Below are 25118 nucleotides of genomic sequence, written 5' to 3' on the forward strand. Positions count from 1 at the left end.
CATGGAATTAATCCGAGGTATACATAATATCAAGCCAGAGCATCACGGTAACGTGTTGACGATTGGTAATTTTGATGGTGTTCACTTAGGCCACCAGGCGGTGCTGCGCCGGGTTCTGGCCAAAGCGCATGAGCTGGGATGCCCGGCCACGGTAATGAGCTTCGAACCGCAGCCGATGGAACTATTCGCAGGTGAAAAGGCGCCGGCAAGGCTGACACGTTTTCGTGATAAGTACTTGCAGTTGAAGCAAGTTGGTGTAGATCGTTTGCTTTGCGTCAATTTTAATGCCCATTTTGCCGATATGTCGGCGCAAGATTTTGTTCGCCGCTTGTTGGTTGAGCAATTGGGTGTTAAGTTTCTGGTAGTCGGCGATGATTTTCGCTTCGGCAAGGGCCGCAGCGGAGATTTTGCTATGCTGGTAGCAGCCGGTAAGGAATATGGCTTTACCGTTGTCAGCACACAGAGCTTCTGTGTCTCTGAGCAAAGGGTCAGCAGCACGGCGATTCGCCAAGCGCTGGCAAGTGACAACTTGCAGCAGGCCGAGGTGATGCTGGGTCGCCCGTATAGTATAAGCGGGCGGGTATCCCACGGACGAAAACTTGGCCGTACAATCGGCTTCCCGACGGCAAATGTCCCTCTCAAACGGCGTGTGTCACCGGTATCCGGTGTCTATGCGGTCGAGGTCTTCGGCGTCGAAGGTGCTCCCGTACCGGGAGTAGCCAATGTCGGCCGACGGCCGACAGTCAATGGTGTACGCCAGCAACTAGAAGTACACCTGTTTGATTTCCAGTCTGATCTCTACGGACGTCAGATTGAAGTCGTGCTGCACTATAAGCTGCGTGACGAAATTAAATTTGAATCATTTGATGCGCTAAAAGCGCAAATAGAGCGTGATGCTCAAACGGCACGGGTGTGGCTGTCTGAGCGTAATAATGTCCAACTTCGCCCAAGTAACGGAATCGAGAATCAATGAGCGACTATAAAGATACCCTGAACCTGCCTGAAACAGGGTTTCCGATGCGAGGCAATCTAGCCAACCGTGAGCCTGCGATGCTTAAGCGTTGGTATGATGAAGATCTTTACGGTGAGATCCGTAAAGCCAAGAAGGGTAAAAAATCCTTCGTATTACACGATGGCCCTCCCTATGCCAACGGTGATATTCACATTGGTCACGCACTGAACAAGATTCTTAAAGACATTATTATTAAGTCAAAGACTCTTTCTGGCTTTGATGCACCTTATATCCCTGGCTGGGACTGCCACGGTCTGCCAATCGAGCTGATGGTAGAGAAGAAAGTCGGCAAGCCGGGCCACAAAGTGACGGCTGCGGAGTTCCGCGAGAAGTGCCGTACTTATGCTGCCGGTCAGGTAGAAGGCCAGAAAGAAAGCTTCATTCGCCTGGGTGTACTGGGTGAGTGGGACAAGCCTTACCGTACAATGGATTTTGCAACAGAGGCGAACATCATTCGTTCTCTGGGCAAGATTGCCGATCAGGGCCACCTGCTAAAAGGCTTCAAGCCTGTTCACTGGTGTACGGACTGTGGTTCTGCACTGGCTGAAGCGGAAGTTGAGTATAAAGATAAAGTATCGCCATCTATCGACGTGAAGTTCAAAGCTGTCGATGAAGCGGCGGTTGTTGCCAAGTTTGGTTGTGCAGAAGGTCACGAAGGTCAGGGTGATGTCTCGATTGTTATCTGGACAACAACGCCTTGGACACTGCCGGCGAACCGTGCGGTTGCTATCCGTGATGATCTTGAATATGTGCTGATCCAGACCGAAGGCAGCTCTGATGGTGAACAAGCGCCTCAGCGTCTGATCGTCGCGGCTGAGCTGGCAAAAGAGGTTATGGATCGTGCCGGTATCGAGCACTTCCACAACCTTGGCTTCTGTAAAGGTGCGGAGCTGGAGCTAATGCGCTTCAACCACCCTTTTTATAGCTTTGACGTACCGGCAATCCTTGGTGATCACGTCACAACCGAATCAGGTACTGGCTGTGTACATACCGCGCCGGGCCACGGTCAGGAAGACTTTGTTGTCGGCCAGAAGTATGGCCTGGAAGTGGCTAACCCTGTCGGTAGCAACGGTGTGTATCTGCCTGATACCGAACTGTTTGCCGGCCAACACGTATTCAAAGCCAACGATGCTGTGGTCGAAACGCTGAAAGAGCACGGTGCGCTACTTCACCACCATGCCTATGAGCATAGCTACCCGCATTGCTGGCGCCACAAGACGCCGATCATTTTCCGTGCAACACCACAGTGGTTTGTATCGATGGATCAGGCGGGTCTACGTGCCAAGGCACTAGAAGAAATCAAAAACGTACAGTGGATGCCTGAGTGGGGCCAGAGCCGTATCGAAGGTATGGTTGAAGGCCGTCCGGAGTGGTGTATCTCACGCCAGCGTACCTGGGGTGTGCCGATTGCCCTGTTCGTACATAAAGAAACACAGGAACTTCACCCGAACTCGCCTGAGCTGATTGAAAAAGTTGCCAAGCTGGTTGAAGAGAAAGGTATTCAGGCATGGTGGGATCTTGACCACGCCGAACTGATGGGTGAAGAAGACGCCGCAAACTACGAGAAGGTGCTGGATACCCTGGACGTATGGTTTGACTCCGGTGTTACCCACTTCTCAGTGGTTGATAGTCGCGAAGAGTACAACGGCAACGCGGCCGATCTGTATCTGGAAGGTTCGGATCAGCACCGAGGCTGGTTCCAGTCGTCGTTGATTTCCTCTGTGGCGATGAAAGGCAAGGCACCTTACAACCAGGTTCTGACCCACGGTTTCGTGGTTGACGGCCAGGGCCGCAAGATGTCGAAGTCAATTGGTAACGTGGTTGCACCGAAGGATGTCACCAACAAGCTGGGTGCCGACATTCTGCGCCTATGGGTTGCCTCGACTGACTATACGGGCGAAGTGGCTGTTTCTGATGAAATCCTTAAGCGTTCTGCCGATGCATACCGCCGTATCCGTAACACGGCACGTTTCTTCCTGGCCAACCTGAGCGGTTTCAACCCAGAGACTGATCTGGTCGCACCGGAAGAGATGGTGGCGCTGGACCGTTGGGCGGTGGGCCGAGCAATGGCGGCGCAGGAAGAAATCATCAAAGCGTATGACGAGTACAACCTGCACACGGTCACTCAGCGCCTGATGCAGTTCTGTTCTATCGAAATGGGCTCTTTCTACCTTGATGTGATCAAGGACCGCCAGTACACCGCGAAGAGTGGTGGCCACGCGCAGCGTAGCTGTCAGACGGCGCTATATTACATCGTCGAGGCACTGGTTCGCTGGATGGCACCGATTATGTCGTTCACTGCCGATGAGATCTGGAACGAGATGCCGGGTGAGCGCGAGAAGTTCGTATTCACGGGCGAGTGGTTCGACGGCCTGTTCGGCCTGGGTGAAGGCGAAGAGCTGAACAACGAGTTCTGGGCTGAGATCCAGCAGGTACGTGGTGCCGTGAACAAGCTGCTTGAAGGTGCGCGTAAAGATAAAGTGATTGGTGGTGCTCTGCAGGCAGAAGTCACCCTTCATGCTAACGAAGCACTGGCAGCGAAGCTGAACAAGCTGGAAGACGAGCTGCGCTTTGTGATGCTGACATCGAAAGCGGAAGTTGTGGTTGCCGACAGCAAGCCGGAAGGTGCGCAGGATACTGACGTTGAAGGTCTGTTCGTGACAGTTGCGGCTTCGGAAGCGGCGAAGTGTGACCGTTGTTGGCACCACGTGGCCGATGTGGGCACGATCGAAGGGCACGAAGAAGTATGTGGTCGCTGTGTGAGCAACATCAGCGGTGAAGGTGAAGAGCGTAAGTTTGCCTAATGACTAAGTTATCGCCGAAACAAACGCTGTCGCTTAAACAATCTGGAGTTCGCTGGCTTTGGCTGGCCGCTCTGGTGTTTGTACTCGACATTGGCAGCAAGCTCCTGGTCATGAATACCATGGAATACGGTTGGCCTAACCGTATTGAGCTGTTGCCATTCTTCAATCTGCTTTATGTCCATAACTACGGGGCGGCATTTAGCTTTTTGAGTGATGCGGGTGGTTGGCAGCGCTGGTTGTTTACGGCGATTGCACTGGCGGTATGTAGTCTGTTGGTATTCTGGATGCGTCGTTCTCCGGCGTCGAACCGATTGGCCAACAGTGCCTATGCCCTGATCATTGGTGGCGCGCTCGGTAATCTGTTTGATCGCCTGTATCATGGCTTCGTTGTCGACTTCCTTGATTTTTACGTCGGAACCCATCATTGGCCGGCATTCAATATTGCCGATATTGCTATTTGCTGTGGTGCCGGGCTGATTATTTTGGAAGGCTTCTTAGCTGACAAGAATAAACAACCAGTTAACCGCTAAAAGCCGTTACAAGCTATAACCCTGAGCGCTGTCCGTTGATACGGGCGGCGCTTTGTTGTTAAATGGGCGGATAAAAGTAGGTTCGAGAGGCGAGTTCATAGTGACGAGAGCCATCTCGCAACTCGGTAAATTAAACCTCGATACTAGGAAGTAAGCATGTCGGTAATTACGGAAAGCAGTGAAGTACTGATGCACTTTGCCATCAAGCTGGAAGATGGCTCGGTAGCAGAGTCGACTCAGGCGATGGGGAAGCCGGCAAAATTCCGGATGGGCGATGGAAGCCTGACGGATAATTTTGAAAAGTGTTTGTTGGGATTGACCGCAGGCCAGACAAGTAGTTTTACGCTTGAGCCGGAAGATGCATTTGGTCTGTCTAATCCCGATAACATCCACCATGTGGATTTAGCCAGGTTCGGTGCTGATGCGCCGGCCGAGGTGGGAACCATCATCGCTTTTGCCGGCCCTGATGGTAACGATATTCCCGGAATTATAACTGACGTTGTCGGTGACTCGGTGACTGTTGACTTCAATCACCCGCTTGCAGGACAACGCGTCACCTTTGATGTCGAAGTTGTGACCATAGATAATTAAGAGCTGTTAGCAATGAAAATCTTATTAGCCAATCCACGCGGCTTTTGCGCCGGTGTTGACCGTGCCATCAGTATTGTCGAGCGCGCACTCGAAATGTATCAGCCGCCAATCTATGTCCGCCATGAAGTTGTCCATAACCGCTTTGTGGTTGAGGGACTCAAGCAGCGTGGTGCTATTTTTGTCGAAGAGCTGCATGAAGTCCCTGATGACAATATTGTGATTTTCTCTGCCCACGGTGTCTCGCAGGCGGTGCGCAACGAAGCCAAAGCCCGTCAGCTGACGGTATTCGATGCAACCTGTCCGCTGGTAACCAAGGTCCATATGGAAGTGGCTCGAGCCAGCCGCCGCAATATGGAAGTTGTCCTGATCGGCCATGCCGGCCACCCTGAAGTCGAAGGGACTATGGGACAATATGCCAGCGAAACCGGCGGGATGTATCTGGTTGAGACACCGGAAGATGTGGATAAGCTAACAGTCAAAGATCCATCTAACTTGCATTATGTCAGCCAGACGACATTGTCGGTCGATGAAACGGCGGATGTGATCGACAAGCTGCGCCAGGTGTTCCCGGACATTCAGGGGCCGCGTAAAGACGATATCTGCTATGCCACCCAGAATCGCCAGGACGCAGTGCGCGAAATGGCCGAGACTGTCGATGTGATGATCGTGGTGGGATCGAAAAACTCCTCGAACTCCAACCGTTTGCGCGAACTGGCAGAAAAGCTCGGTACGCCGGGGTTCCTGACGGACTGCCCGGAAGATGTCGAGCCGGTGTGGTTCGAAGGCAAAAGCAAGGTCGGCGTCACGGCGGGCGCATCGGCACCGGAAGAGCTGGTCAACCAGATCATTGAGCGTATCCGGCAGTTGAGCGGCGCGGAAGTGGAAGAGCTAAGCGGCCGTGAAGAAAATATGTTCTTCGAAGTACCGCGTGAGCTACAGGTTAAAAATGTCTAGCTAGACGGTACGAATCGAACCTCAATTAAGCCCCGGCCACTGCCGGGGCTTTTTTTATATTCACCAACAGGCTACATTGTCGTAATACAAACAAGATCCAGAAACAGGGAGAATAGACGCAATGGTTAGAATTGCGATTGCTGGAGCGGCAGGACGCATGGGCCGCCAGCTGCTAAAAGCCACATACCTTTCCGAGCAGGCACAGCTGGGGGCTGCAACAGAACGCAGCGGTTCGACGCTTGTGGGCGCCGATGCCGGTGAGCTGGCCGGTGTCGGGGTTGTCTCAGTGGCTATTGTCGATGATTTGGCGGCGGCTAAAGATGACTTCGACGTCCTGATTGATTTTACGGCGCCGGTTGCCACATTGGCGAATATCGAGTTTTGCCGTCAGCACGGCAAGAAAATTGTGATCGGGACGACCGGCTTCAGTGATGACGAACGCTTGTTGATTGACCAGGCGGCGGAGCATATCCCGGTTGTAATGGCCCCTAACTATAGCGTCGGGGTGAACCTGGTGTTTAAGCTGCTTGAGAAAGCGGCCAAGGTGATGGGCGACTATTGCGATATCGAGGTCATTGAAGCCCATCACCGCCACAAGGTTGATGCACCGTCGGGAACCGCGATAGGTATGGGCGAGGCGATAGCCGGTGCGATGGGGAACCAGCTCAATGATGTTGCGGTGTATGCCCGTGAGGGGATCACCGGAGAGCGCAGCCGGGATGAAATCGGTTTTGCTACCATTCGTGCCGGCGACATTGTCGGTGAGCATACCGCGATGTTTGCCGATATTGGCGAGCGGGTGGAAATTACCCATAAGGCCACAGATCGCATGACGTTTGCCAATGGCGCTGTGCGTGCTGCAGCATGGCTGGACAATAAAGAGCCTGGCTTCTACACCATGCAGGATGTGCTGGGACTGGACGAGCTGTAAGCTGGTTTTTCTCGATTGACTCCCTCTTCTGGGCACCTTGTTGCTCCAGAAGAGGTGAAGAGATATGCGTCTTGTTGTCAGCTTTGCATAAACAGTGGTTTGTGGTGTCGTTTTTCTGCTGTTTTATTTTCACTTCCTTTTTTCCTTGAACACTCTCTCTTTTCTTTTGTTTTTGTGGGTCTTGGGTCTGTTTTTCTGGCTGAGCTGCAAAAGCGTGGCTTAACCTCGCTGCTTTTGGTTTTTTTTCTTGTTTTTGTTGTTTGTGTTGTTCGGTAAATTTTAGCAAACGATAAAATGAGATCGGGCGTCATTTGTTAGGCCTAAAAACCACAGAAAGCTTGTTATTTTTACGCCTTTGGTGGCTTTATGGTGTAAGGTTGATATAAATTAAATTTATTTTTGTCGATTTCTTGACAGAATTATCTGCGATCTCTAGACTGCGCGGAATTTGTCAAAAATCAGCTTGACTCGCTTTTTGACTTTGTATGGAATGGGTAGTTGCAAGTTTATCTGTTTTAATTGCATGATTATTTTTTTTGGAGGTTGTCTTGAGCAAATCTGCGCTGTTAGTCCTTGAAGATGGGACAGTGTTCCGCGGCGTGTCCATAGGGGCAGATGGTTCGGCCGTTGGTGAAGTTGTTTTTAACACCTCGATGACGGGGTATCAGGAAATTCTCACTGACCCCTCTTATTCCCAACAGATTGTTACTCTTACCTATCCCCATATTGGCAACACCGGAACCAATTCCGAAGACGAAGAATCCTCCTCAATCCACGCGCAAGGCCTGGTCATTCGCGATCTTCCCCTCATTGCTTCAAACTTCCGTAATCAACAATCCCTTTCTGACTACCTGAAATCACAAAACATTGTCGGTATTGCCGATATTGATACGCGTAAGCTGACACGCGTGTTGCGTGAGAAAGGAGCGCAGAACGGCTGCATTATGGCAGGCGACAGCCTGGACGAAGCACTGGCACTGGCGAAGGCGAAAGAGTTTCCTGGACTGAAGGGCATGGATTTAGCCAAGGAAGTGACCACGGCCGAAACGTACCAGTGGAAGCAGGGGTCATGGACTCTGGAAAATGGCTTGCCTGAAGCCAAAGATGATAACGAACTGCCGTATCACGTGGTTGCCTATGACTTTGGTGCCAAACGTAACATCCTGCGTATGCTGGTTGACCGTGGCTGCCGCCTGACGGTCGTCCCGGCCCAGACTTCGGCTGAAGAGGTGTTGGCCCTGAACCCGGATGGCGTGTTCCTGTCAAACGGCCCGGGTGATCCGGAGCCTTGTGACTACGCGATTGAAGCCACCAAGGTCTTTTTGGATAAAGGGCTGCCGATTTTCGGTATCTGCCTTGGCCACCAGATCCTGGCACTGGCAAGCGGTGCCCAGACGGTGAAAATGAAGTTCGGCCACCACGGTGCGAACCACCCGGTTAAGGATCTTGACCGCGATGTCGTCATGATCACTTCCCAGAACCACGGTTTTGCCGCTGATGAAGCGACGCTGCCTGATAACCTGCGTGCAACGCACAAGTCGCTGTTCGATGGCTCCCTGCAGGGAATCCACCGTACCGACAAGCCTGCATTCAGCTTCCAGGGCCACCCGGAAGCAAGCCCTGGCCCACATGATGCAGCGCCACTTTTTGATCACTTTATCGAATTAATTAAGCAGCACAGCGCCTAAGCCGGAGTAGTAAGAGATGCCAAAACGTAATGACATTAAAAGTGTTCTGATTCTGGGTGCTGGCCCAATTGTTATCGGTCAGGCGTGTGAGTTTGACTATTCGGGCGCACAGGCCTGTAAGGCGCTGCGTGAGGAGGGATACCGCGTTATCCTGGTTAACTCCAACCCGGCTACCATCATGACCGACCCGAACATGGCCGATGCCACCTATATCGAGCCGATCCACTGGGAAGTGGTTCGCCGGATCATTGAGAAAGAACGTCCGGATGCTGTACTGCCGACCATGGGTGGTCAGACGGCGCTTAACTGTGCGCTGGATCTGGAAAAGCACGGTGTGCTTGAAGAATTCGGTGTCGAGATGATTGGTGCCACGGCTGATGCGATTGACAAGGCGGAAGACCGCTCGCGCTTCGATGCCGCAATGAAATCAATCGGCCTTGAGTGTCCGCGCGCCGACACGGCGAAAACCATGGAAGAAGCCTACAAAGTCCTCGATATGGTTGGTTTCCCGTGTATTATCCGTCCTTCATTTACCATGGGCGGAACCGGTGGTGGTATCGCCTACAACAAAGAAGAGTTTGAAGAGATCTGCCGCCGCGGCCTGGATCTGTCGCCGACCAATGAACTGCTGATTGATGAATCGCTGATTGGTTGGAAAGAATACGAGATGGAAGTGGTTCGGGACAAGAACGATAACTGTATTATCGTCTGCTCTATCGAAAACTTCGATGCGATGGGGATCCACACCGGTGACTCCATTACTGTCGCGCCGGCCCAGACGCTGACTGACAAAGAATACCAGCTGATGCGTAACGCCTCCCTGGCGGTACTGCGTGAAATCGGGGTAGAAACCGGTGGTTCAAACGTTCAGTTTGGTATCAACCCGAAAGATGGCCGTATGGTTATCATCGAGATGAACCCGCGTGTATCCCGCTCTTCTGCGTTGGCATCGAAAGCCACAGGCTTCCCGATTGCTAAAATCGCAGCCAAGCTGGCAATCGGCTTTACCCTTGATGAGCTGATGAATGACATTACTGGCGGTGCAACACCTGCATCGTTCGAGCCGACAATCGACTACGTTGTTACCAAGATCCCTCGCTTCAACTTCGAGAAGTTTGCTGGTGCCAACGACCGTCTGACCACCCAGATGAAGTCTGTCGGTGAGGTGATGGCGATTGGCCGTAACCAGCAGGAGTCTCTGCAAAAAGCCCTTCGCGGCCTGGAAGTGGGTGCGACTGGCTTTGACGAAATGGTTGACCTTGATGCACCGGACTCGTTGACCAAGATCCGCCACGAGCTGAAGGATGCCGGTGCCGAGCGTATTTGGTACGTTGCCGATGCCTTCCGTGCCGGCCTGTCGGTAGACGGTGTGTTCAATCTGACCAACATTGACCGTTGGTTCCTGGTTCAAATCGAAGATTTGGTCAAGCTTGAGGCACAAGTGAAAGAGGGCGGTTTTGCCGGCCTGAATGCAGATGTCCTCCGTCAGCTTAAGCGCAAGGGCTTTGCCGATGCGCGTCTGGCGAAGCTGCTGGGTGTTGCGGAAACTGAAATCCGCAAGCTGCGTGACCAGTATGATATTCACCCGGTCTATAAGCGTGTTGATACCTGTGCAGCCGAGTTCTCGTCGGACACGGCCTACATGTACTCCTCATATGACGAAGAGTGTGAAGCTAACCCGACGAACAATGACAAGATAATGGTACTGGGCGGCGGTCCAAACCGTATCGGTCAGGGGATTGAGTTCGATTACTGCTGCGTACATGCCTCTCTGGCACTGCGAGAAGATGGTTTTGAAACTATCATGGTTAACTGTAACCCTGAGACGGTCTCAACCGACTATGATACTTCTGACCGCCTGTACTTCGAACCGGTAACGTTGGAAGATGTACTGGCAATTGCTCGTGTCGAAAAGCCAAAAGGTGTGATTGTGCAGTACGGTGGCCAGACGCCGCTGAAACTGGCGCGTGCCCTTGAGGCGGCGGGTGTGCCTATTATCGGTACCAGCCCGGATGCCATTGACCGCGCAGAAGACCGTGAGCGTTTCCAGGCTGCGGTTGAACGTCTGGGCTTGTTGCAACCCGATAATGCCACGGTCACGACCATGGAGCAGGCCGTCGAGAAATCAAAAGAAATTGGTTTCCCGCTGGTCGTCCGCCCGTCATATGTACTGGGTGGTCGCGCGATGGAAATTGTTTATGACGAGTCTGATTTGCGCCGCTACTTCAACGAAGCGGTGAGCGTGTCGAATGAATCACCAGTTCTGCTAGACCGCTTCCTGGACGATGCGACGGAAGTGGATATCGATGCGATTTGCGACGGCGAGCGCGTGGTGATTGGCGGTATCATGGAGCACATCGAACAGGCTGGCGTCCACTCGGGTGACTCGGCATGTTCACTGCCTGCTTACACCCTAAGCCAGGAGATTCAGGACGTGATGCGTCAGCAGGTTGAGAAGCTGGCATTCGAGCTGGGCGTTCGCGGTCTGATGAACACCCAGTTTGCGGTGAAGGACAATGATGTTTACCTGATTGAGGTGAACCCGCGTGCCGCGCGTACGGTACCGTTTGTCTCGAAGGCAACCGGCGCGCCGCTGGCGAAAATTGCCGCTCGTGTGATGGCTGGCCAGACGCTGGAATCCCAGGGTTTTACCAAGGAAATCATTCCTCCTTATTACTCGGTGAAAGAAGTGGTACTGCCGTTCAACAAGTTCCCGGGTGTTGACCCGCTGTTGGGCCCTGAAATGCGCTCTACCGGCGAGGTGATGGGCGTGGGTGACACCTTTGCCGAAGCGTTTGCCAAGGCGGAGCTGGGTTGTGGCAAGGAGAAGCTGGCCAAGGGCCGTGCCTTGCTGTCTGTTCGTGGAAATGACAAACAGCGCGTGGTTGACCTGGCCTCTAAGCTGGTGAAACAGGGCTACGAGCTGGACGCAACTCACGGCACAGCCGTTGTGTTGGGTGAAGCGGGTATCAACCCTCGCTTGGTGAACAAGGTACACGAAGGCCGTCCTCATATCCTTGACCGTATCAAGAACAATGAGTACTCCTACATTGTGAACACCGCCGAAGGGCGTCAGGCAATTGAAGACTCGAAGGTACTTCGTCGCGGCGCACTGGCTGAAAAGGTGAACTATACCACCACCCTTAATGCTGCTTTTGCTACCTGTATGGCCTGGACTGCCGATGACCGTAATAAGGTGACATCGGTACAGGAGCTTCATGCACGTGTTAACAACGCCTAACCGGTCGTTATCGCTATAAACCTGCAGCCCGCCTTGTGCGGGCTGTTTTATTATTGCCACCCAAATGATGGCATTCATATTTTGTGTCAAATTCGCAGCGGATACTGCTTGAACTGATAACTGAATTGCGTACAATTGGCGGCGTCGCATAAGCGATAAATTTTTTGGAGACTTTAATGAACGATACCGACCATCCCCCGAGTATGAAGGTGGAAAATCAAACCCGCTAGCGGTGTCGGTCTCCTGTGATTCCGAGCCTGCCCGGGTTCGGAATAGTATGTCTCTGTATCTCTCTTCTTTGATACCTTTTCTGACAAACCATTCCTGGTTTTCTTGCCTATTTCTCAATAGTGAATGTCGCTAATTTGTAATGAATGACAGGCTTTATGCTGTCGGCTATCTGGGCTTATTTGCTGCCCGGTTCCGGTAGTATTCGGCACATTTATGCTGGTGTATAGCGCCATTCTGGTGGTCGTTACCCATGCTACGCCTGAGAGGGCGGGCATTGCCAATCGGGAGATTCGCCATGGCGGTAATGAACTATGCAGCTCAGTCTGTAGCTGCAACAGAAAATCTTGGTCAGAATGATGTTCTGGCAGTACGTAATGCCTTTTTGAAATACAACATTGAAGAGCAGGCCACTCTGCTGGCGAGAATGCCGATTTCAGAGGCGATTGCAGTGTTACATGAGTGTCCGTTGCGTCATGTCCAGACGCTGCTGGATCTGTTGGATGAGATGAACGAACATGTTCGGATGCGTCATTTGGCCAACGGGCTTGGCTTGATCTGCTCTGAAGCCGAACCGGCCGGACACTACCTGAAAAACAGTGTGTTCAGTCACGTCCGCGAGCGTATCGGCTGGATTGTAGGCTTAGCGCTGCTGGGGATTGTCTCGGGCCTCATTATTTCCCACTACGAAGATACCTTGAGCCAACTGGTATTGCTGGCAATTTATATGCCGGTGATCGCTGCTGCCGGGGGAAACACCGGCTCTCAGGCTGCCACGTTGGTGGTCAGGGCGTTGGCGATGGAAGAAATACGGTGCCGGGATTGGGTGGCCGTGATGTGGAAAGAGTTCCGGGTCGCGATTGTGATCGCTGCGGTACTGGCCGTGGTGATTGTCGGCCGGGTGCTGATGTTCAGCGATGGTACGGCTCTGCCGATGGGGATGCAGTTGCATGATATTGCGCTGGCAATCGGCATGGCTATCTCGCTGCAGGTTGTCCTCTCGACGACTGTCGGTGGTATCTTGCCAATGATCGCGAGGGCTTGTCGACTGGATCCGGCAGTGCTGGTCAGCCCGGTGCTGGCTTCGGTGGTTGATATTACCGGGATGATGATCTACTTCACCACGGTAAATTGGATGCTGGGTCTGGCGTAAGTTTTGTGCCCCTATAGTAGGGGCACAAACTTTGAGGACGCTGTTTTAGTCCCCTCCCCCTTGAAAATGGGGAGGATCATTCTTTGTTCTCTTAAAGTATCGAAAAACACCGTTAGAAACTCTCATACAAGCTTCGATACAATTCTCTTTCAAAATGCTCAATGGGTGGCGCGACCTTCGGAGCTCCTTCCTCAGGTTCTTCTGGGTGGTAGTTGGTCACAAACTGGACGAACAGCAACTGTTTGCCTGATTGGGCCGTAATAAGCCCGGCGAGGTTGTAGGTGCCGAATAGCGAGCCGCTTTTGGCTGCTATCTTGCCTTGGAGCGGCTGATGGCGGATGCTTTGGCGGTAGTGTAAGGTCCCGCTTTTTCCGCTTACCGGCAATGTGCTGAGCAAGTTGAGCTGCTTGTCATTCTGGTAGAGGTAAGTGATCACTTCCATCATCTGGGCCGCCGAAACCCTGTTGTTGCGCGACAGACCGGAACCGTCGACCAGTACGGCCTTGCTCAAATCAATCCTCGCTTTTTCATTCAAGATCGCCTTGATAGCGGCCACACCATTACTAAAGCTGCCCGGCTGCTTGAAATATTGACCGCCAAGAGTCTTTGCCAGGTTGTCTGCGATCAAGTTATCGGAGTCCTTGACCATAGTATCGAGTAACAAAGGGAGCGGGTCGGACTGATGGCGGGCTATGCGCTTGCCCCGAGCCGTATCATCACGAACGATTTTACCTTCAAAGCCAATACCTAAGCGTTTGAGTTCGCTGCGGATCACTGCCTCGGCATAGAGCTCGGTATTTTGCACTGCGAAGTTAAGGGGCAATGGCTGGCTGCGTTTAGGTAAGCACCCACTTAGCCGGTAGGTATTGCTATTATCGGTAACCAGAGTTAAATCGCAGTAGCGTGCTTTTTGTTGTTCCTTGCTGACAATCACCGCATCTGTCGTGACCCTGACAGGCTGGTGGGCTGGCACATTGATTCGTGTTATCTGGCCAAGTCCCTTGTTGCTGTATAGGGCACCCTGGACACAGTTGTGCTCCAGCGAAATGCTGCTGGCAGGGGCGCTGTAGCAAACCCCGAGAATGTCCCAGGGCCATCCTGGTGCCCGCTCATAGCCGCTAAATACAGCTCCATTGAGCACGATGTTTCCTTTAACCTGATTGATTTTAGCTTTTTTTAGCTGGGCCAGCAGAGCGGCCAGCTGCGGGCGAGACAGGGTCGGATCGCCGCTAAAGCGAACGATAATATCGTCACCGCTGTGCTCTAAATCGGTGGTAAAGCGAAAGCTGTCACCCAGGTAGAGTTTGGCTGCCAGTGCGGTGATGAGTTTTTGGGTACTGGCTGGAGCCTGGAGCTGTTTTTCTCGCTGGGAGTACATCACCTGGCCGCTCGCCGGATCGACAACTATCAGGGCGGCGTCATGGCCTCCTGGTAAGTGTTTGATTGCAGTCTGGGGGGGAAAGTTGGCCAATACGGGTTGGCTAAGCAGCAGGCCTAGCAATAGGGGAAAAGCACGGAGCATTAAGTTAATAACCATATGAAAGTCGTTTAACTATCATAGCGCAAAAAGGCGCCGACCCGAAGGTCTGCGCCCTTATTAGCATGTAGCCTTGCTAATCCAGTCGGGATTAGAAGTCGTAACGTGCACCCAGTACGAACTCGTCAGATGTCTTCGCTTTAGTAATGCCAACAGTAGAATCTGTGTCTAGGTTGTTGAACTTGTATGAAGCGTAAGTACGGAAGTTCTTGTTGAAGTAGTGAGTTGCGTCAACAGCGATAGAATCACGTAGATCCTTGTCGTTGTTTGAGTCTTCCAGGTAGTTGTAAGTCGCGATGAATACTGTGTTGCCCATCGTGTAAGATGCAGCAAATTCATAGCCCTTAGACTCTTCAACGTTCAGGCCGTGTACTTCAGTGTTTTCTGCGTCCTGGTATAGACCTGCAAAGTAGAAGTCACCGATAGTGTAAGAAATTGCACCGAATGCCTGTTTGCCAGTTTCAGTGTTTAGTACAGCCTGACCGTCCTGCTCGCCGTAACCTGCACCGAATGCCAGGCCCATGTCCATTGCGTACATTGCCGCAAGAGAGTAGCCGTCAACATCGTAAGTGCCGTTAGCGTTTTCGTTTTCGCCAGTGAACACATAGTTTGCTTTAACTGTCAGGTTGTTGCCTGAAAGGTCGAAAGAACCAACGTAAGCAAGGTTGTTGCTTGTACGGTCAGCTGCGGCTAGTTTGTTACCCGCTTCGTTACCGTGGAAAGCCATGATATCAGTGAAGTCTGTTAGCATGCCCAGAGAGCCGTCAGTCTTACCGTAGCGAACCTGGCCGAACTCGCCGCCGATACCAGCATTCAGGTGACGGTTGTCAAGATCATTGCCGTCAGTGTATTCGCCTTCCCAGAAGCCGATACCGTAGATGTCTTCAGTGATGTCAGTTTTACCTGCGATGTTCACACGAACACGGGTTGCGTCAGTAACTTTGCTGTCACCCGCTTCGTTATCAGCCATAACCATACGAGCTTCAAAACGACCGCCTACTGCCAGGCTAGAAGTTTCGTCAGAGTAGACTTCTGCCGCTGTTGCTGCGCCCGAGATTGATGCTGCTGCTACTGCCAAAGCAATCAGTTTCTTGTTCATTGTCGAATCCTTTTGGAATTATTTTGTTGTATGCATGAGAGTGCTAAATGCATGGTGTTCTTTTTACTGGTTATTGCAGGCAGACAGTTAGTAAAAAAAACTGAAAAATACTTTTCCGGAATACTTTTTGGTGTTTTTTGGTTCTAAAAGCTGTTCTTTATCAGGTGTTTATACTTAAGTGGGAAAGTTCTCTACCGAGATGGGCTTTTAGTTGTCTTTAGAAATGATTGATATTTTCTTGTGGTACTTATTTTGTAAGATTGATTATATTTGTGAACTAATCCACATTAAAATCAGTCAGGTTCCTGTAGGAAGAAAAGCCTTATATTACCGGAGACAGTATCTAGGGTGATCTCTTGCTCATCTTTGTTTAAAATGAATTCTGTTCCCTATTAACGATGTTGGTTCAGCATGGAGCTGGACTAGCTTTTTTTTGCCCAAAATAGTGCTAGGTACTATACGGGGTTTGAGGTAAGTAAAGTTATGGATAAGGTTCCAATGACGGTACGCGGTGAGAAGATGCTGCGTGATGAACTGGATGCATTAATGAAGCGCCGTCCTATTATCTCTCAGGCGATTGGTGAGGCTCGTGAGCTGGGTGACCTGAAGGAAAATGCCGAGTACCATGCTGCACGCGAAGAGCAGGGTATCTGTGAAGCGCAGATCCGCGATATCGAATATAAGCTATCGGTGGCTCAGGTGATTGATGTCACCAAGATGGAGAACACCGGTAAGGTTATCTTTGGTGTGACTGTGACGCTGATCGATGTTGATACCGAAGATGAAGTTAAATACCAGATTGTTGGTGACGATGAAGCAGACATCAAGGCGGGCCGGATCTCGGTCAACTCGCCGATTGCGCGCGGTCTAATTGGTAAAATGCAGGACGATGAAGTGGTCATTACCACGCCTGGTGGTCAAAAAGAGTTCGAAATTGCGGAAGTGTCGTACCTCTAATTGGCAGCAGATGCGCTTTTATTGTTAGTGAATGTAACAACGGATTGCGGTAGATAGTGGCGCTCCGTGCCATTATCTGGGTGTAAAAAAGGCCGCGTCGGCGGCCTTTTTTATTTGCGAGGAAGTTCGATTTTACGCTCTTCGCTCGGGCGGTAAAGAACAAGTGTCTTACCGATAACTTGTACTTTTTCTGCTTTCGTTTCACGAACAATTGCATCGACGATCAAAACTTTTGTTTCACGTTCTTCTGCAGCAACCTTAACCTTGATAAGTTCATGGTGGTCAAGCGCGAGTTCGATTTCGGCCAGAACCGCTTCTGTCAGGCCGTTTGCACCCATAAGGACAACAGGCTTTAGGTTGTGGGCAAGACCCTTCAGGTATTGCTTCTGTTTGGTGCTTAGGTTCATGGAGACTCTATTTTTTGATGATAAGGGTTGAAAACACGGTATTCTAACGCCATCTAGTCTAGAAGACTAATTTGTTTAGTATACGTCACTGTAAAGTGGTCGAGTATACTTTATAAGTACGCTAACTCATTAGGTAAATCATGAGTCGAAAAAAACAATCGGGGAGCTCCGGACGTTGGCTGAAAGAGCATTTTGATGATAAATATGTTCAGGAGGCACAGAAGAAAGGCTACCGTTCTCGCGCTATCTTTAAAATTGAAGAGATTCAAAATAAGGATAAGCTGCTAAAGCCCGGTATGACAGTTGTCGATCTGGGGGCGGCACCGGGGGGCTGGTCACAATATGCTGCTGAAGTCGTCGGCGATGAAGGACAGGTGATTGCCTGTGATATTCTGCCTATGGATTCGCTGCCGGGAGTAAGCTTCTTGCAAGGTGATTTCCGTGAAGAGGCCGTGTTGGATGCACTGTTGGATCGTATTCAGCCAGACATGGTTGATGTGGTACTTTCAGATATGGCGCCTAACATGAGCGGCAACTTGGCGTCAGATCAACCTAGAGCAATGTATCTTGTTGAACTAGCATTAGATATGTGTAGGCAAGTACTTGCGCCGAACGGCAGCTTTGCGGTAAAAGTTTTCCAGGGTGAAGGCTTTGACCAGTACCTGGCTGACGTGCGTAGCATGTTCAAAGTGGTTAAAATTCGTAAACCGGATTCGTCACGAGATCGCTCTCGTGAGGTCTATATTGTAGCTACAGGTTACAAACTGTAGTACCCTAAATTCATCTTTAAGTTATCGCGAGGTTAACACCTTGAGTGACATGGCAAAAAACTTGATTTTGTGGTTGGTCATCGCTGTGGTTCTGATGTCTGTATTTCAGAGCTTTGGTCCCGGTGATAGTGCTGGCCGTCAAGTCGACTATACAACCTTTGTCCGTGAAATCGGTCAGGATCAGATAAGGGAAGCGCGATTCAATGATCGTGAGATCACCGTATATAAACGTGATAACACGCGATACGTCACTTATCTGCCTGTCTACAACGATCAAAAGCTATTAGACGACCTTATTAACGCTAATGTGAAGGTGATGGGTACACCACCTGAAGAGCCGAGCCTGCTGGCTTCAATCTTCATCTCCTGGTTCCCAATGCTGCTTCTTATTGGTGTTTGGATTTTCTTTATGCGCCAGATGCAGGGCGGCGGTGGCAAAGGTGCCATGTCGTTCGGCAAGTCTAAAGCACGCATGATGAGTGAAGATCAGATCAAAACGACCTTCAGCGACGTTGCAGGTTGTGACGAAGCCAAAGAAGACGTGAAGGAGCTGGTGGATTACCTGCGTGATCCGAGCCGCTTCCAGAAGTTGGGTGGTAAGATCCCGACGGGTGTTCTGATGGTTGGTCCTCCTGGTACCGGTAAAACCTTGCTGGCTAAAGCGATTGCCGGTGAAGCGAAGGTTCCTTTCTTTACCATTTCGGGTTCTGATTTCGTAGAAATGTTCGTCGGTGTGGGTGCATCCCGTGTCCGTGACATGTTCGAGCAGGCGAAGAAAGCGGCGCCTTGTATCATCTTTATCGATGAAATCGATGCCGTCGGCCGTCAGCGTGGTGCTGGTGTCGGTGGTGGTCACGATGAGCGTGAGCAGACGCTTAACCAGATGCTGGTTGAGATGGATGGTTTCGAGGGCAATGAAGGTATCATCGTTATTGCCGCGACTAACCGCCCAGACGTACTGGACCCAGCATTGCTTCGTCCGGGCCGTTTCGACCGTCAGGTCGTGGTTGGTCTGCCTGATGTACGTGGTCGTGAGCAAATCCTGAAAGTGCACATGCGTAAAGTGCCACTGGACGGTGATGTTAAGCCATCACTGATTGCACGTGGTACACCGGGTTTCTCTGGTGCCGATCTGGCTAACCTGGTTAACGAGGCTGCCTTGTTTGCGGCTCGCGGCAACAAGCGTACCGTTTCTATGGTGGAATTCGAGCTTGCCAAAGACAAAATCATGATGGGCGCAGAGCGCAAGTCAATGGTGATGACGGACGAGCAGAAAGAGTCAACCGCCTACCATGAGGCTGGTCACGCAATTATCGGTCGCCTGGTACCGGACCATGATCCGGTCTACAAGGTATCGATTATTCCTCGTGGCCGCGCGCTGGGTGTGACTATGTACTTGCCTGAGCAAGACCGAGTCAGCCATTCTCGTGAGTTCCTCGAGTCGATGATTTCGAGCCTTTACGGTGGCCGTCTGGCGGAAGAGCTTATCTACGGTGTAGACAAGGTATCGACCGGTGCATCGAATGATATCGAGCGCGCGACTGACATCGCCCGTAAGATGGTGACCCAGTGGGGCTTCTCCGACAAGTTAGGTCCGCTGCTGTATGCTGAAGACGAAGGTGAAGTATTCCTTGGCCGCTCTGTAACGCAGACAAAGCACATGTCTGATGAAACAGCCCGCGCCATCGATACGGAAGTTCGTGCGCTGATTGATCGTAACTACGAGCGAGCGCGTGAAATTCTGAGTCAGAACATGGACATCATGCATGCCATGAAAGAAGCATTGATGAAGTATGAGACAATCGATGCTGGCCAGATTGACGACTTGATGGCCCGTAAAGCTGAAATCCGTGCGCCGAAAGGCTGGACTGATGAAGGTGATACATTGAAGGCGTCTGATGTCGACTCGGATTCTGATGCGGAAAAGGCTGAAGCACCTGCTGAAGAAAAGCCGGTGTCTGATAGTGCTGAAGCACCGAAGACTGAAGATAAAGAAGACGACAAGCCACAAGCGTAATCGTTGTTCTGAAAATGAAACCCCGAGCTGGCTCGGGGTTTTTTTTATTCTGTGGTTTGTAGCAAATGGACACTGTGATGATTCTGACCAGTAAAGACAAAACCCTCGATCTTTCGCACTCCCATGCAATGGGGATCCTCAATGTTACCCCGGACTCGTTTTCTGACGGGGGGAAATTTAACCGCCTTGATAATGCGCTATTTCATGTCGAGTCGATGCTGGCTGCCGGAACCAGCATTATTGATATCGGGGGGGAGTCAACCCGTCCGGGTGCTGCCGATGTTGTGCTGAGTGATGAGCTTGATCGGGTCGTTCCGGTGATTGAGGCGATCCACCAGCGGTTTGACTGCTGGATTTCTATCGATACCAGCAAGGCGCAGGTAATGACTGAGGCGGTTGCAGCAGGTGCGGATCTGATCAATGATGTTCGCGCTCTGCAAGAGCCGGGGGCGATGGCGGCAGCGGCGAAGGCCAACGTGCCGGTTTGCCTGATGCATATGAAGGGGCAGCCGCGTACAATGCAACAGCAACCAACTTATCAAGATGTGATTGCCGATGTCGGCCAGTTCCTCGCTGAGCGGGTCGAGGCATGCGAGGCGGCTGGGATCCGCCGCGAACAGTTGTTGCTGGATCCGGGGTACGGGTTCGGTAAAAGTCTGGAGCATAATTATCAGTTGCTCGCGCATCTGGATAAATTTCACCAATTTGGTTTACCCCTGCTGGTCGGCATGTCGCGTAAATCAATGATATTTAAGTTACTTGATAAAAAACCTGCCGAATGTATGGCCGGAAGCCTGGCATGTGCAGCCATTGCTGCCATGAAAGGCGCGCAGATCATTCGTGTCCATGACGCACAAGAAACCGTTGATGTCTTGAAAGTGTGTCGGATGACATTAGAGCAGGAATAAAATAAATAATAGCTAGGAGCTGAAAATGGCTGAACGTAAGTTCTTTGGTACCGATGGGATCCGTGGCTTGGTCGGACAGGCCCCAATTACCCCGGACTTTGTCCTGAAACTGGGCTGGGCGGCGGGTCGTGTGCTGTCTAAGCAGGGCACCAAGAAAGTGATCATCGGTAAGGATACCCGTATTTCAGGTTATATGCTGGAGTCGGCACTGGAAGCCGGGTTGGCGGCAGCTGGTCTTCAGGCTGCTTTTACCGGTCCGATGCCTACCCCTGCGGTGGCCTACCTGACTCGGACATTTCGTGCCGAGGCCGGTATTGTGATCTCGGCATCGCACAACCCTTATTATGATAACGGGATCAAGTTCTTCTCCTCGGAAGGGACCAAGCTGCCCGACGAGATTGAGCTGGCGATTGAAGAAGAGCTGGAAAAGCCGCTGACCTGCGTGGAGTCGGCGATGCTGGGTAAGGCGAAACGAATTGCCGATGCGGCCGGTCGTTATATCGAGTTCTGTAAAGGTACCTTCCCATCTGAACTGAGCCTGGCTGGTTATAAAATCGTTGTCGACTGTGCCCATGGTGCGACTTACCACATTGCCCCGAATGTGCTTAAAGAGCTGGGTGCCGAGGTGATCACTATAGGTTGTGAGCCAAATGGTACCAACATCAACGATAAAGTCGGGGCAACGGATGTCGCAGCCCTGCAAGCCAAGGTGCTGGAGGAAAAAGCACACTTTGGTTTTGCCCTTGATGGCGACGGCGACCGGGTTATGATGGTCGACGAGGAAGGCAACAAGGTTGACGGCGACCAGATTGCCTACATTATTGCCCGTGATGCGCTGCGCCGAGGTGAATTGAAAGGCGGGGTTGTCGGTACACTGATGACGAACCTCGGTATGGAAGTGGCACTGAAAAATCTCGGTATCCCGTTTGTCCGTGCCAAAGTCGGCGACCGTTACGTGATGGAAGAGCTGGTTAAGCAGAACTGGTTGATTGGTGCCGAGAACTCTGGTCATGTGATCATGCTGGATAAAGTGACCACGGGTGACGGCATTGTTGCCGGTCTGCAGGTGATGGCCTCCATTGTCGGTAGTAAGATGTCACTGAAAGAGCTGTGTGACGGAATGACAATGTACCCGCAGGTGCTGGAGAATGTCCGCTTTGCCGGTGAGTCCAATCCGCTCGAATCAGATGCGGTATTGTCGGCACAGGCGGCGGTTGAGGCTAAACTGGGTGATAGCGGCCGGGTATTATTGCGCAAATCAGGCACTGAGCCGTTGATTCGTGTGATGGTTGAAGGCGAAGATGCTGATTTAGTTAAAGAATCTGCATTAGCTATTGCTCAGGCAGTAAAAGATAACTGCTAATTTGATTCACCGGAAACGGTGATTTTATCGTCGGCTTTGTTTAAAACTTGGTCAAGTGATTCACTGATATAGCTTTTTGTTGAAATTTTACTTGTCACAGGTTTAGGCTTTCGCTAGTATGCATTCGCTCCTTGATTGAAGGGGGTGCGCTGGCACTGCTTTAGCAAAGCCGGCACAACAATTTAACCATAGGTGGAACCCATGTACGAAATTCTACTTGTGATTTATCTGTTGGCTGCGCTTGGTGTTATCGGCCTAGTTTTGGTTCAGCAAGGTAAAGGCGCAGATATGGGAGCCTCATTTGGGGCTGGCGCTTCAGGAACATTGTTCGGCGCTAGCGGCTCTGGAAATTTTCTGACCCGAATGACTGCAGTTTGTGCGACTGTTTTCTTTGCAATCAGTCTTGTTCTTGGCAACATGAGTGCTAAGCAAGCGCAGGAAACAAGTGGCTGGGAAGACCTGAGTGCTCCAGCGACTGAGCAAGTTGTAGAAAAAACTGAGAGTGCACCAGTAAATAGTGACATTCCTCAGTAATTAAAGATTTAGCCGAGATGGTGAAATTGGTAGACACGCTAGCATGAGGTGCTAGTGCCGCAAGGTGTAGGGGTTCAAGTCCCCTTCTCGGCACCATTATTCGTTGCTTGAAAGGGCAACATCTGAGCGATATAATCGCCTCAGATTACGGACGCGGGGTGGAGCAGCTTGGTAGCTCGTCGGGCTCATAACCCGAAGGTCGTTGGTTCAAATCCAGCCCCCGCAACCACTTTCCGAAAAAACGACTATCCTATTAAGGAAGTATGTTTTTTCTGTCATAGCCAAGGCTGTGGCAATCAGGGTCCAGTGATAAAAAACCCCGTAATTCGGGGTTTTTTATTATCTGAAAAATGACCATTCAGGTATCTACTGGGCTTTAGTGCCCTTTTTTTGTTTCCAGGGGGTTGTTTTGACAGCTTTAGAGATGCAATTAACCGAACTGCTTGAAGCGCCGGTAACGGCTTTGGGCTATGAACTAGTCGGTTTGGAATTTATCCGTGCAGGCGAGCACTCGACGTTGCGTGTTTTCATCGACCATGAAAACGGCATTACGGTTGACGACTGCGCCGAAGTTAGCCGCCAAATCAGCGCTGTAATGGATGTAGAAGATCCTATTACTGTGGCTTACAACCTGGAGGTATCTTCCCCTGGTCTGGAAAGGCCGCTATTCAAAGCTGCACACTACCAGCAATTTATTGGCCACGAGGTCAGCTTGGTATTAAAAATGGCGATGGACAATCGTCGTAAGTGGAAAGGTGACATCATTGCTGTTGAAGGCGAGCTAGTCACTCTGAAAGTTGATGGCAATGAAGAAACATTTGCGCTGAGCAATATTTCCAAAGCCAATCTGGTTCCAAAATTCTAACCGCTAAAATTGGGGCATTAGAAATGAACAAAGAAATCTTGGCTGTCGTTGAAGCGGTATCCAACGAAAAAGCTGTTCCTCGTGAGCGTATCTTCGAAGCGCTAGAGATCGCACTGGCAACAGCGACAAAGAAAAAGCACGAAGCTGAAATCGACGTGCGTGTCGCTATCGATCGCAAAACCGGTGAGTTCGAGACTTTCCGTCGCTGGAAAGCTGTTGAGGAAGTGACTCAGCCGACGCTTGAAATTACCCTTGAAGCGGCTCAGTTCGAAGATGAAAGCATCGAACTTGACGGTTTCGTCGAAGACGAGATCGAGTCTGTTACTTTCGACCGTATCACGACGCAAACCGCGAAGCAGGTTATCGTACAGAAAGTACGTGAAGCAGAGCGTGCGCAAATCGTAGAACAGTTTATCGACAATGAAGGTGAGCTAATCACGGGCGTGGTCAAAAAAGTAAACCGTGATGCTGTTATCATTGATCTGGGTAACAATGCTGAAGCCGTTATCCAGCGTGACGATCAGCTGCCGCGCGAAAACTTCCGTCCGGGTGACCGTGTTCGTGGCTTGCTGTATGCTGTTCGCCCTGAAGCGCGTGGCTTCCAGCTGTTCATGACCCGTTCTAAGCCTGAGATGCTTTCTGAGCTGTTCCGTATCGAAGTGCCGGAAATCGGCGAAGAGCTTATCGAACTGATGGGTGCCGCTCGCGATCCAGGCTCTCGTGCCAAGATTGCTGTGAAAACCAATGACAAGCGCATCGATCCTGTCGGCGCTTGTGTGGGTATGCGTGGTGCTCGTGTTCAGGCTGTATCTGGTGAACTGGGCGGTGAGCGTATCGACATCGTGCTTTGGGATGAGAACCCGGCACAGTTTGTTATCAATGCGATGGCGCCGGCAGAAGTTAGCTCGATCATCGTTGATGAAGACAACCACACTATGGATATTGCTGTCGAGAAGGATAACCTTGCTCAGGCAATCGGCCGTAGTGGCCAGAACGTGCGTCTGGCATCTCAGCTGACTGGCTGGGAACTGAATGTAATGACTGTAGAAGATCTGCAGAAAAAGCATCAGGAAGAAGCACAGGAATCTATCGAGGTGTTTACCAAGCATCTTGATATTGATGAAGACTTCGCAACCGTACTGGTTGAAGAAGGCTTCACCACACTTGAAGAAATCGCTTACGTACCAGTTAACGAGCTGATGGCTGTTGACGGTCTTGATGAAGACATGGTCGACGAACTTCGTAGTCGTGCTAAAGAAGCACTGACAACGCTTGCTCTTGCTCAAGAAGAGTCTTTTGAAGGTGTTGAACCCGCTGACGACCTGCTTGGTCTTGACGGCCTTGAGCGCGAAATGGCGTTCAAACTGGCTGCGAAAGGTGTAAGCACGCTTGAAGACCTGGCGGATCAGGGCACTGATGACCTGACCGACATCGAAGGTATGGACGAAGCTAAAGCGGGCGAGCTAATCATGGCCGCACGTAATATTTGCTGGTTCAGCGACGAAGCGTAATTTTAAAAAGCAAGGGAG

General features: G+C 51.2%; 21 protein-coding genes and 2 tRNA genes. 19 read left to right on the plus strand and 4 right to left on the minus strand.

Annotation, left to right across the window (positions count from 1 at the left end; all coding sequences use genetic code 11):
• Window position 1: 1 nt before the first annotated feature.
• From ribF to dapB, 6 genes are all read left to right on the plus strand, one after another.
• Entirely contained in the window at window positions 2–973 is a 972-nt protein-coding gene (ribF, locus tag EIZ48_RS07000) for a bifunctional riboflavin kinase/FAD synthetase (protein WP_160649622.1), read from the plus strand.
• The gene (ileS, locus tag EIZ48_RS07005; protein ID WP_160649623.1) at window positions 970–3816 is read left to right on the plus strand and encodes an isoleucine--tRNA ligase; all 2847 of its coding nucleotides are present in this window, start codon (window positions 970–972) and stop codon (window positions 3814–3816) included. The genes ribF and ileS overlap by 4 nt, the downstream gene beginning before the upstream one ends.
• Window positions 3816–4346 (plus strand): signal peptidase II, encoded by a 531-nt coding sequence (gene lspA, locus EIZ48_RS07010; protein WP_075762536.1) that lies wholly within the window; start codon window positions 3816–3818, stop codon window positions 4344–4346. Before ileS ends, lspA begins: the two co-directional genes overlap by 1 nt.
• A gap of 156 nt (window positions 4347–4502) precedes the next feature.
• Window positions 4503–4937: an FKBP-type peptidyl-prolyl cis-trans isomerase gene (fkpB, locus tag EIZ48_RS07015; RefSeq protein WP_160649625.1), complete on the plus strand. Its 435-nt coding sequence runs from the start codon at window positions 4503–4505 to the stop codon at window positions 4935–4937.
• Window positions 4938–4949: 12 nt separating this feature from the next.
• Window positions 4950–5891, plus strand: a complete 942-nt coding sequence (ispH, locus tag EIZ48_RS07020) for a 4-hydroxy-3-methylbut-2-enyl diphosphate reductase (RefSeq protein WP_160649627.1) — start codon at window positions 4950–4952, stop codon at window positions 5889–5891.
• A gap of 121 nt (window positions 5892–6012) precedes the next feature.
• Window positions 6013–6822 carry a 4-hydroxy-tetrahydrodipicolinate reductase gene (gene dapB, locus EIZ48_RS07025; RefSeq protein WP_160649629.1) on the plus strand — a complete coding sequence of 270 codons (810 nt, stop codon included), beginning with the start codon at window positions 6013–6015 and terminating at the stop codon, window positions 6820–6822.
• Between the two features lie 77 nt (window positions 6823–6899).
• Here dapB and EIZ48_RS07030 read toward each other — a convergent pair whose 3' ends face one another.
• Entirely contained in the window at window positions 6900–7133 is a 234-nt protein-coding gene (locus EIZ48_RS07030) for a hypothetical protein (protein WP_160649630.1), read from the minus strand.
• A 237-nt stretch (window positions 7134–7370) separates the two neighbouring features.
• On the opposite strand from EIZ48_RS07030, the gene carA reads away from it, so the two are divergent.
• From carA to EIZ48_RS07045, 3 genes are all read left to right on the plus strand, one after another.
• Complete coding sequence (gene carA, locus EIZ48_RS07035; RefSeq protein WP_160649632.1) at window positions 7371–8510, plus strand: glutamine-hydrolyzing carbamoyl-phosphate synthase small subunit; 1140 nt, start codon at window positions 7371–7373, stop codon at window positions 8508–8510.
• A 16-nt stretch (window positions 8511–8526) separates the two neighbouring features.
• A complete protein-coding gene (gene carB / locus EIZ48_RS07040) occupies window positions 8527–11751 on the plus strand; it encodes a carbamoyl-phosphate synthase large subunit (protein WP_160649634.1) in 3225 nt (1074 codons plus the stop codon).
• 526 nt (window positions 11752–12277) lie between these two features.
• Window positions 12278–13132: a magnesium transporter gene (locus tag EIZ48_RS07045; protein ID WP_160649636.1), complete on the plus strand. Its 855-nt coding sequence runs from the start codon at window positions 12278–12280 to the stop codon at window positions 13130–13132.
• A gap of 112 nt (window positions 13133–13244) precedes the next feature.
• On the opposite strand, the gene dacB is transcribed toward EIZ48_RS07045, so the two are convergent.
• Together dacB and EIZ48_RS07055 are read right to left on the minus strand one after the other, a co-directional pair.
• Window positions 13245–14654: a serine-type D-Ala-D-Ala carboxypeptidase gene (gene dacB / locus EIZ48_RS07050; RefSeq protein WP_160649725.1), complete on the minus strand. Its 1410-nt coding sequence runs from the start codon at window positions 14652–14654 to the stop codon at window positions 13245–13247.
• A gap of 106 nt (window positions 14655–14760) precedes the next feature.
• Complete coding sequence (locus tag EIZ48_RS07055) at window positions 14761–15768, minus strand: porin (RefSeq protein ID WP_160649638.1); 1008 nt, start codon at window positions 15766–15768, stop codon at window positions 14761–14763.
• A 483-nt stretch (window positions 15769–16251) separates the two neighbouring features.
• Between EIZ48_RS07055 and greA the strand changes: the two genes are divergently transcribed.
• Window positions 16252–16725 (plus strand): transcription elongation factor GreA, encoded by a 474-nt coding sequence (gene greA, locus EIZ48_RS07060; RefSeq protein ID WP_160649640.1) that lies wholly within the window; start codon window positions 16252–16254, stop codon window positions 16723–16725.
• A 110-nt stretch (window positions 16726–16835) separates the two neighbouring features.
• Here greA and yhbY read toward each other — a convergent pair whose 3' ends face one another.
• Window positions 16836–17132, minus strand: a complete 297-nt coding sequence (gene yhbY, locus EIZ48_RS07065; protein WP_007464838.1) for a ribosome assembly RNA-binding protein YhbY — start codon at window positions 17130–17132, stop codon at window positions 16836–16838.
• A gap of 140 nt (window positions 17133–17272) precedes the next feature.
• Here yhbY and rlmE point away from each other — a divergent pair, with 140 nt between their 5' ends.
• The 9 genes from rlmE (at window position 17273) to nusA (ending at window position 25100) form a co-directional block, all read left to right on the plus strand.
• Window positions 17273–17902 carry a 23S rRNA (uridine(2552)-2'-O)-methyltransferase RlmE gene (gene rlmE / locus EIZ48_RS07070; RefSeq protein ID WP_075762527.1) on the plus strand — a complete coding sequence of 210 codons (630 nt, stop codon included), beginning with the start codon at window positions 17273–17275 and terminating at the stop codon, window positions 17900–17902.
• A 40-nt stretch (window positions 17903–17942) separates the two neighbouring features.
• Window positions 17943–19919 (plus strand): ATP-dependent zinc metalloprotease FtsH, encoded by a 1977-nt coding sequence (gene ftsH / locus EIZ48_RS07075; RefSeq protein WP_205298577.1) that lies wholly within the window; start codon window positions 17943–17945, stop codon window positions 19917–19919.
• 77 nt (window positions 19920–19996) lie between these two features.
• Window positions 19997–20827 (plus strand): dihydropteroate synthase, encoded by an 831-nt coding sequence (gene folP / locus EIZ48_RS07080; protein WP_160649642.1) that lies wholly within the window; start codon window positions 19997–19999, stop codon window positions 20825–20827.
• A 25-nt stretch (window positions 20828–20852) separates the two neighbouring features.
• Window positions 20853–22190: a phosphoglucosamine mutase gene (gene glmM, locus EIZ48_RS07085; protein ID WP_160649644.1), complete on the plus strand. Its 1338-nt coding sequence runs from the start codon at window positions 20853–20855 to the stop codon at window positions 22188–22190.
• Between the two features lie 201 nt (window positions 22191–22391).
• Window positions 22392–22724 (plus strand): preprotein translocase subunit SecG, encoded by a 333-nt coding sequence (gene secG / locus EIZ48_RS07090; RefSeq protein ID WP_075762523.1) that lies wholly within the window; start codon window positions 22392–22394, stop codon window positions 22722–22724.
• An 11-nt stretch (window positions 22725–22735) separates the two neighbouring features.
• A tRNA-Leu gene (locus tag EIZ48_RS07095) sits at window positions 22736–22820 on the plus strand.
• Between the two features lie 56 nt (window positions 22821–22876).
• A tRNA-Met gene (locus EIZ48_RS07100) sits at window positions 22877–22953 on the plus strand.
• A gap of 180 nt (window positions 22954–23133) precedes the next feature.
• Window positions 23134–23589, plus strand: a complete 456-nt coding sequence (rimP, locus tag EIZ48_RS07105) for a ribosome maturation factor RimP (RefSeq protein ID WP_075762522.1) — start codon at window positions 23134–23136, stop codon at window positions 23587–23589.
• 23 nt (window positions 23590–23612) lie between these two features.
• Complete coding sequence (gene nusA, locus EIZ48_RS07110) at window positions 23613–25100, plus strand: transcription termination factor NusA (RefSeq protein WP_160649646.1); 1488 nt, start codon at window positions 23613–23615, stop codon at window positions 25098–25100.
• The last annotated feature ends 18 nt before the right edge of the window (window positions 25101–25118 follow it).

The sequence above is a fragment of the Photobacterium alginatilyticum genome (genome assembly GCF_009910675.1).
Taxonomy (GTDB): Bacteria; Pseudomonadota; Gammaproteobacteria; order Enterobacterales; family Vibrionaceae; genus Photobacterium; species Photobacterium alginatilyticum.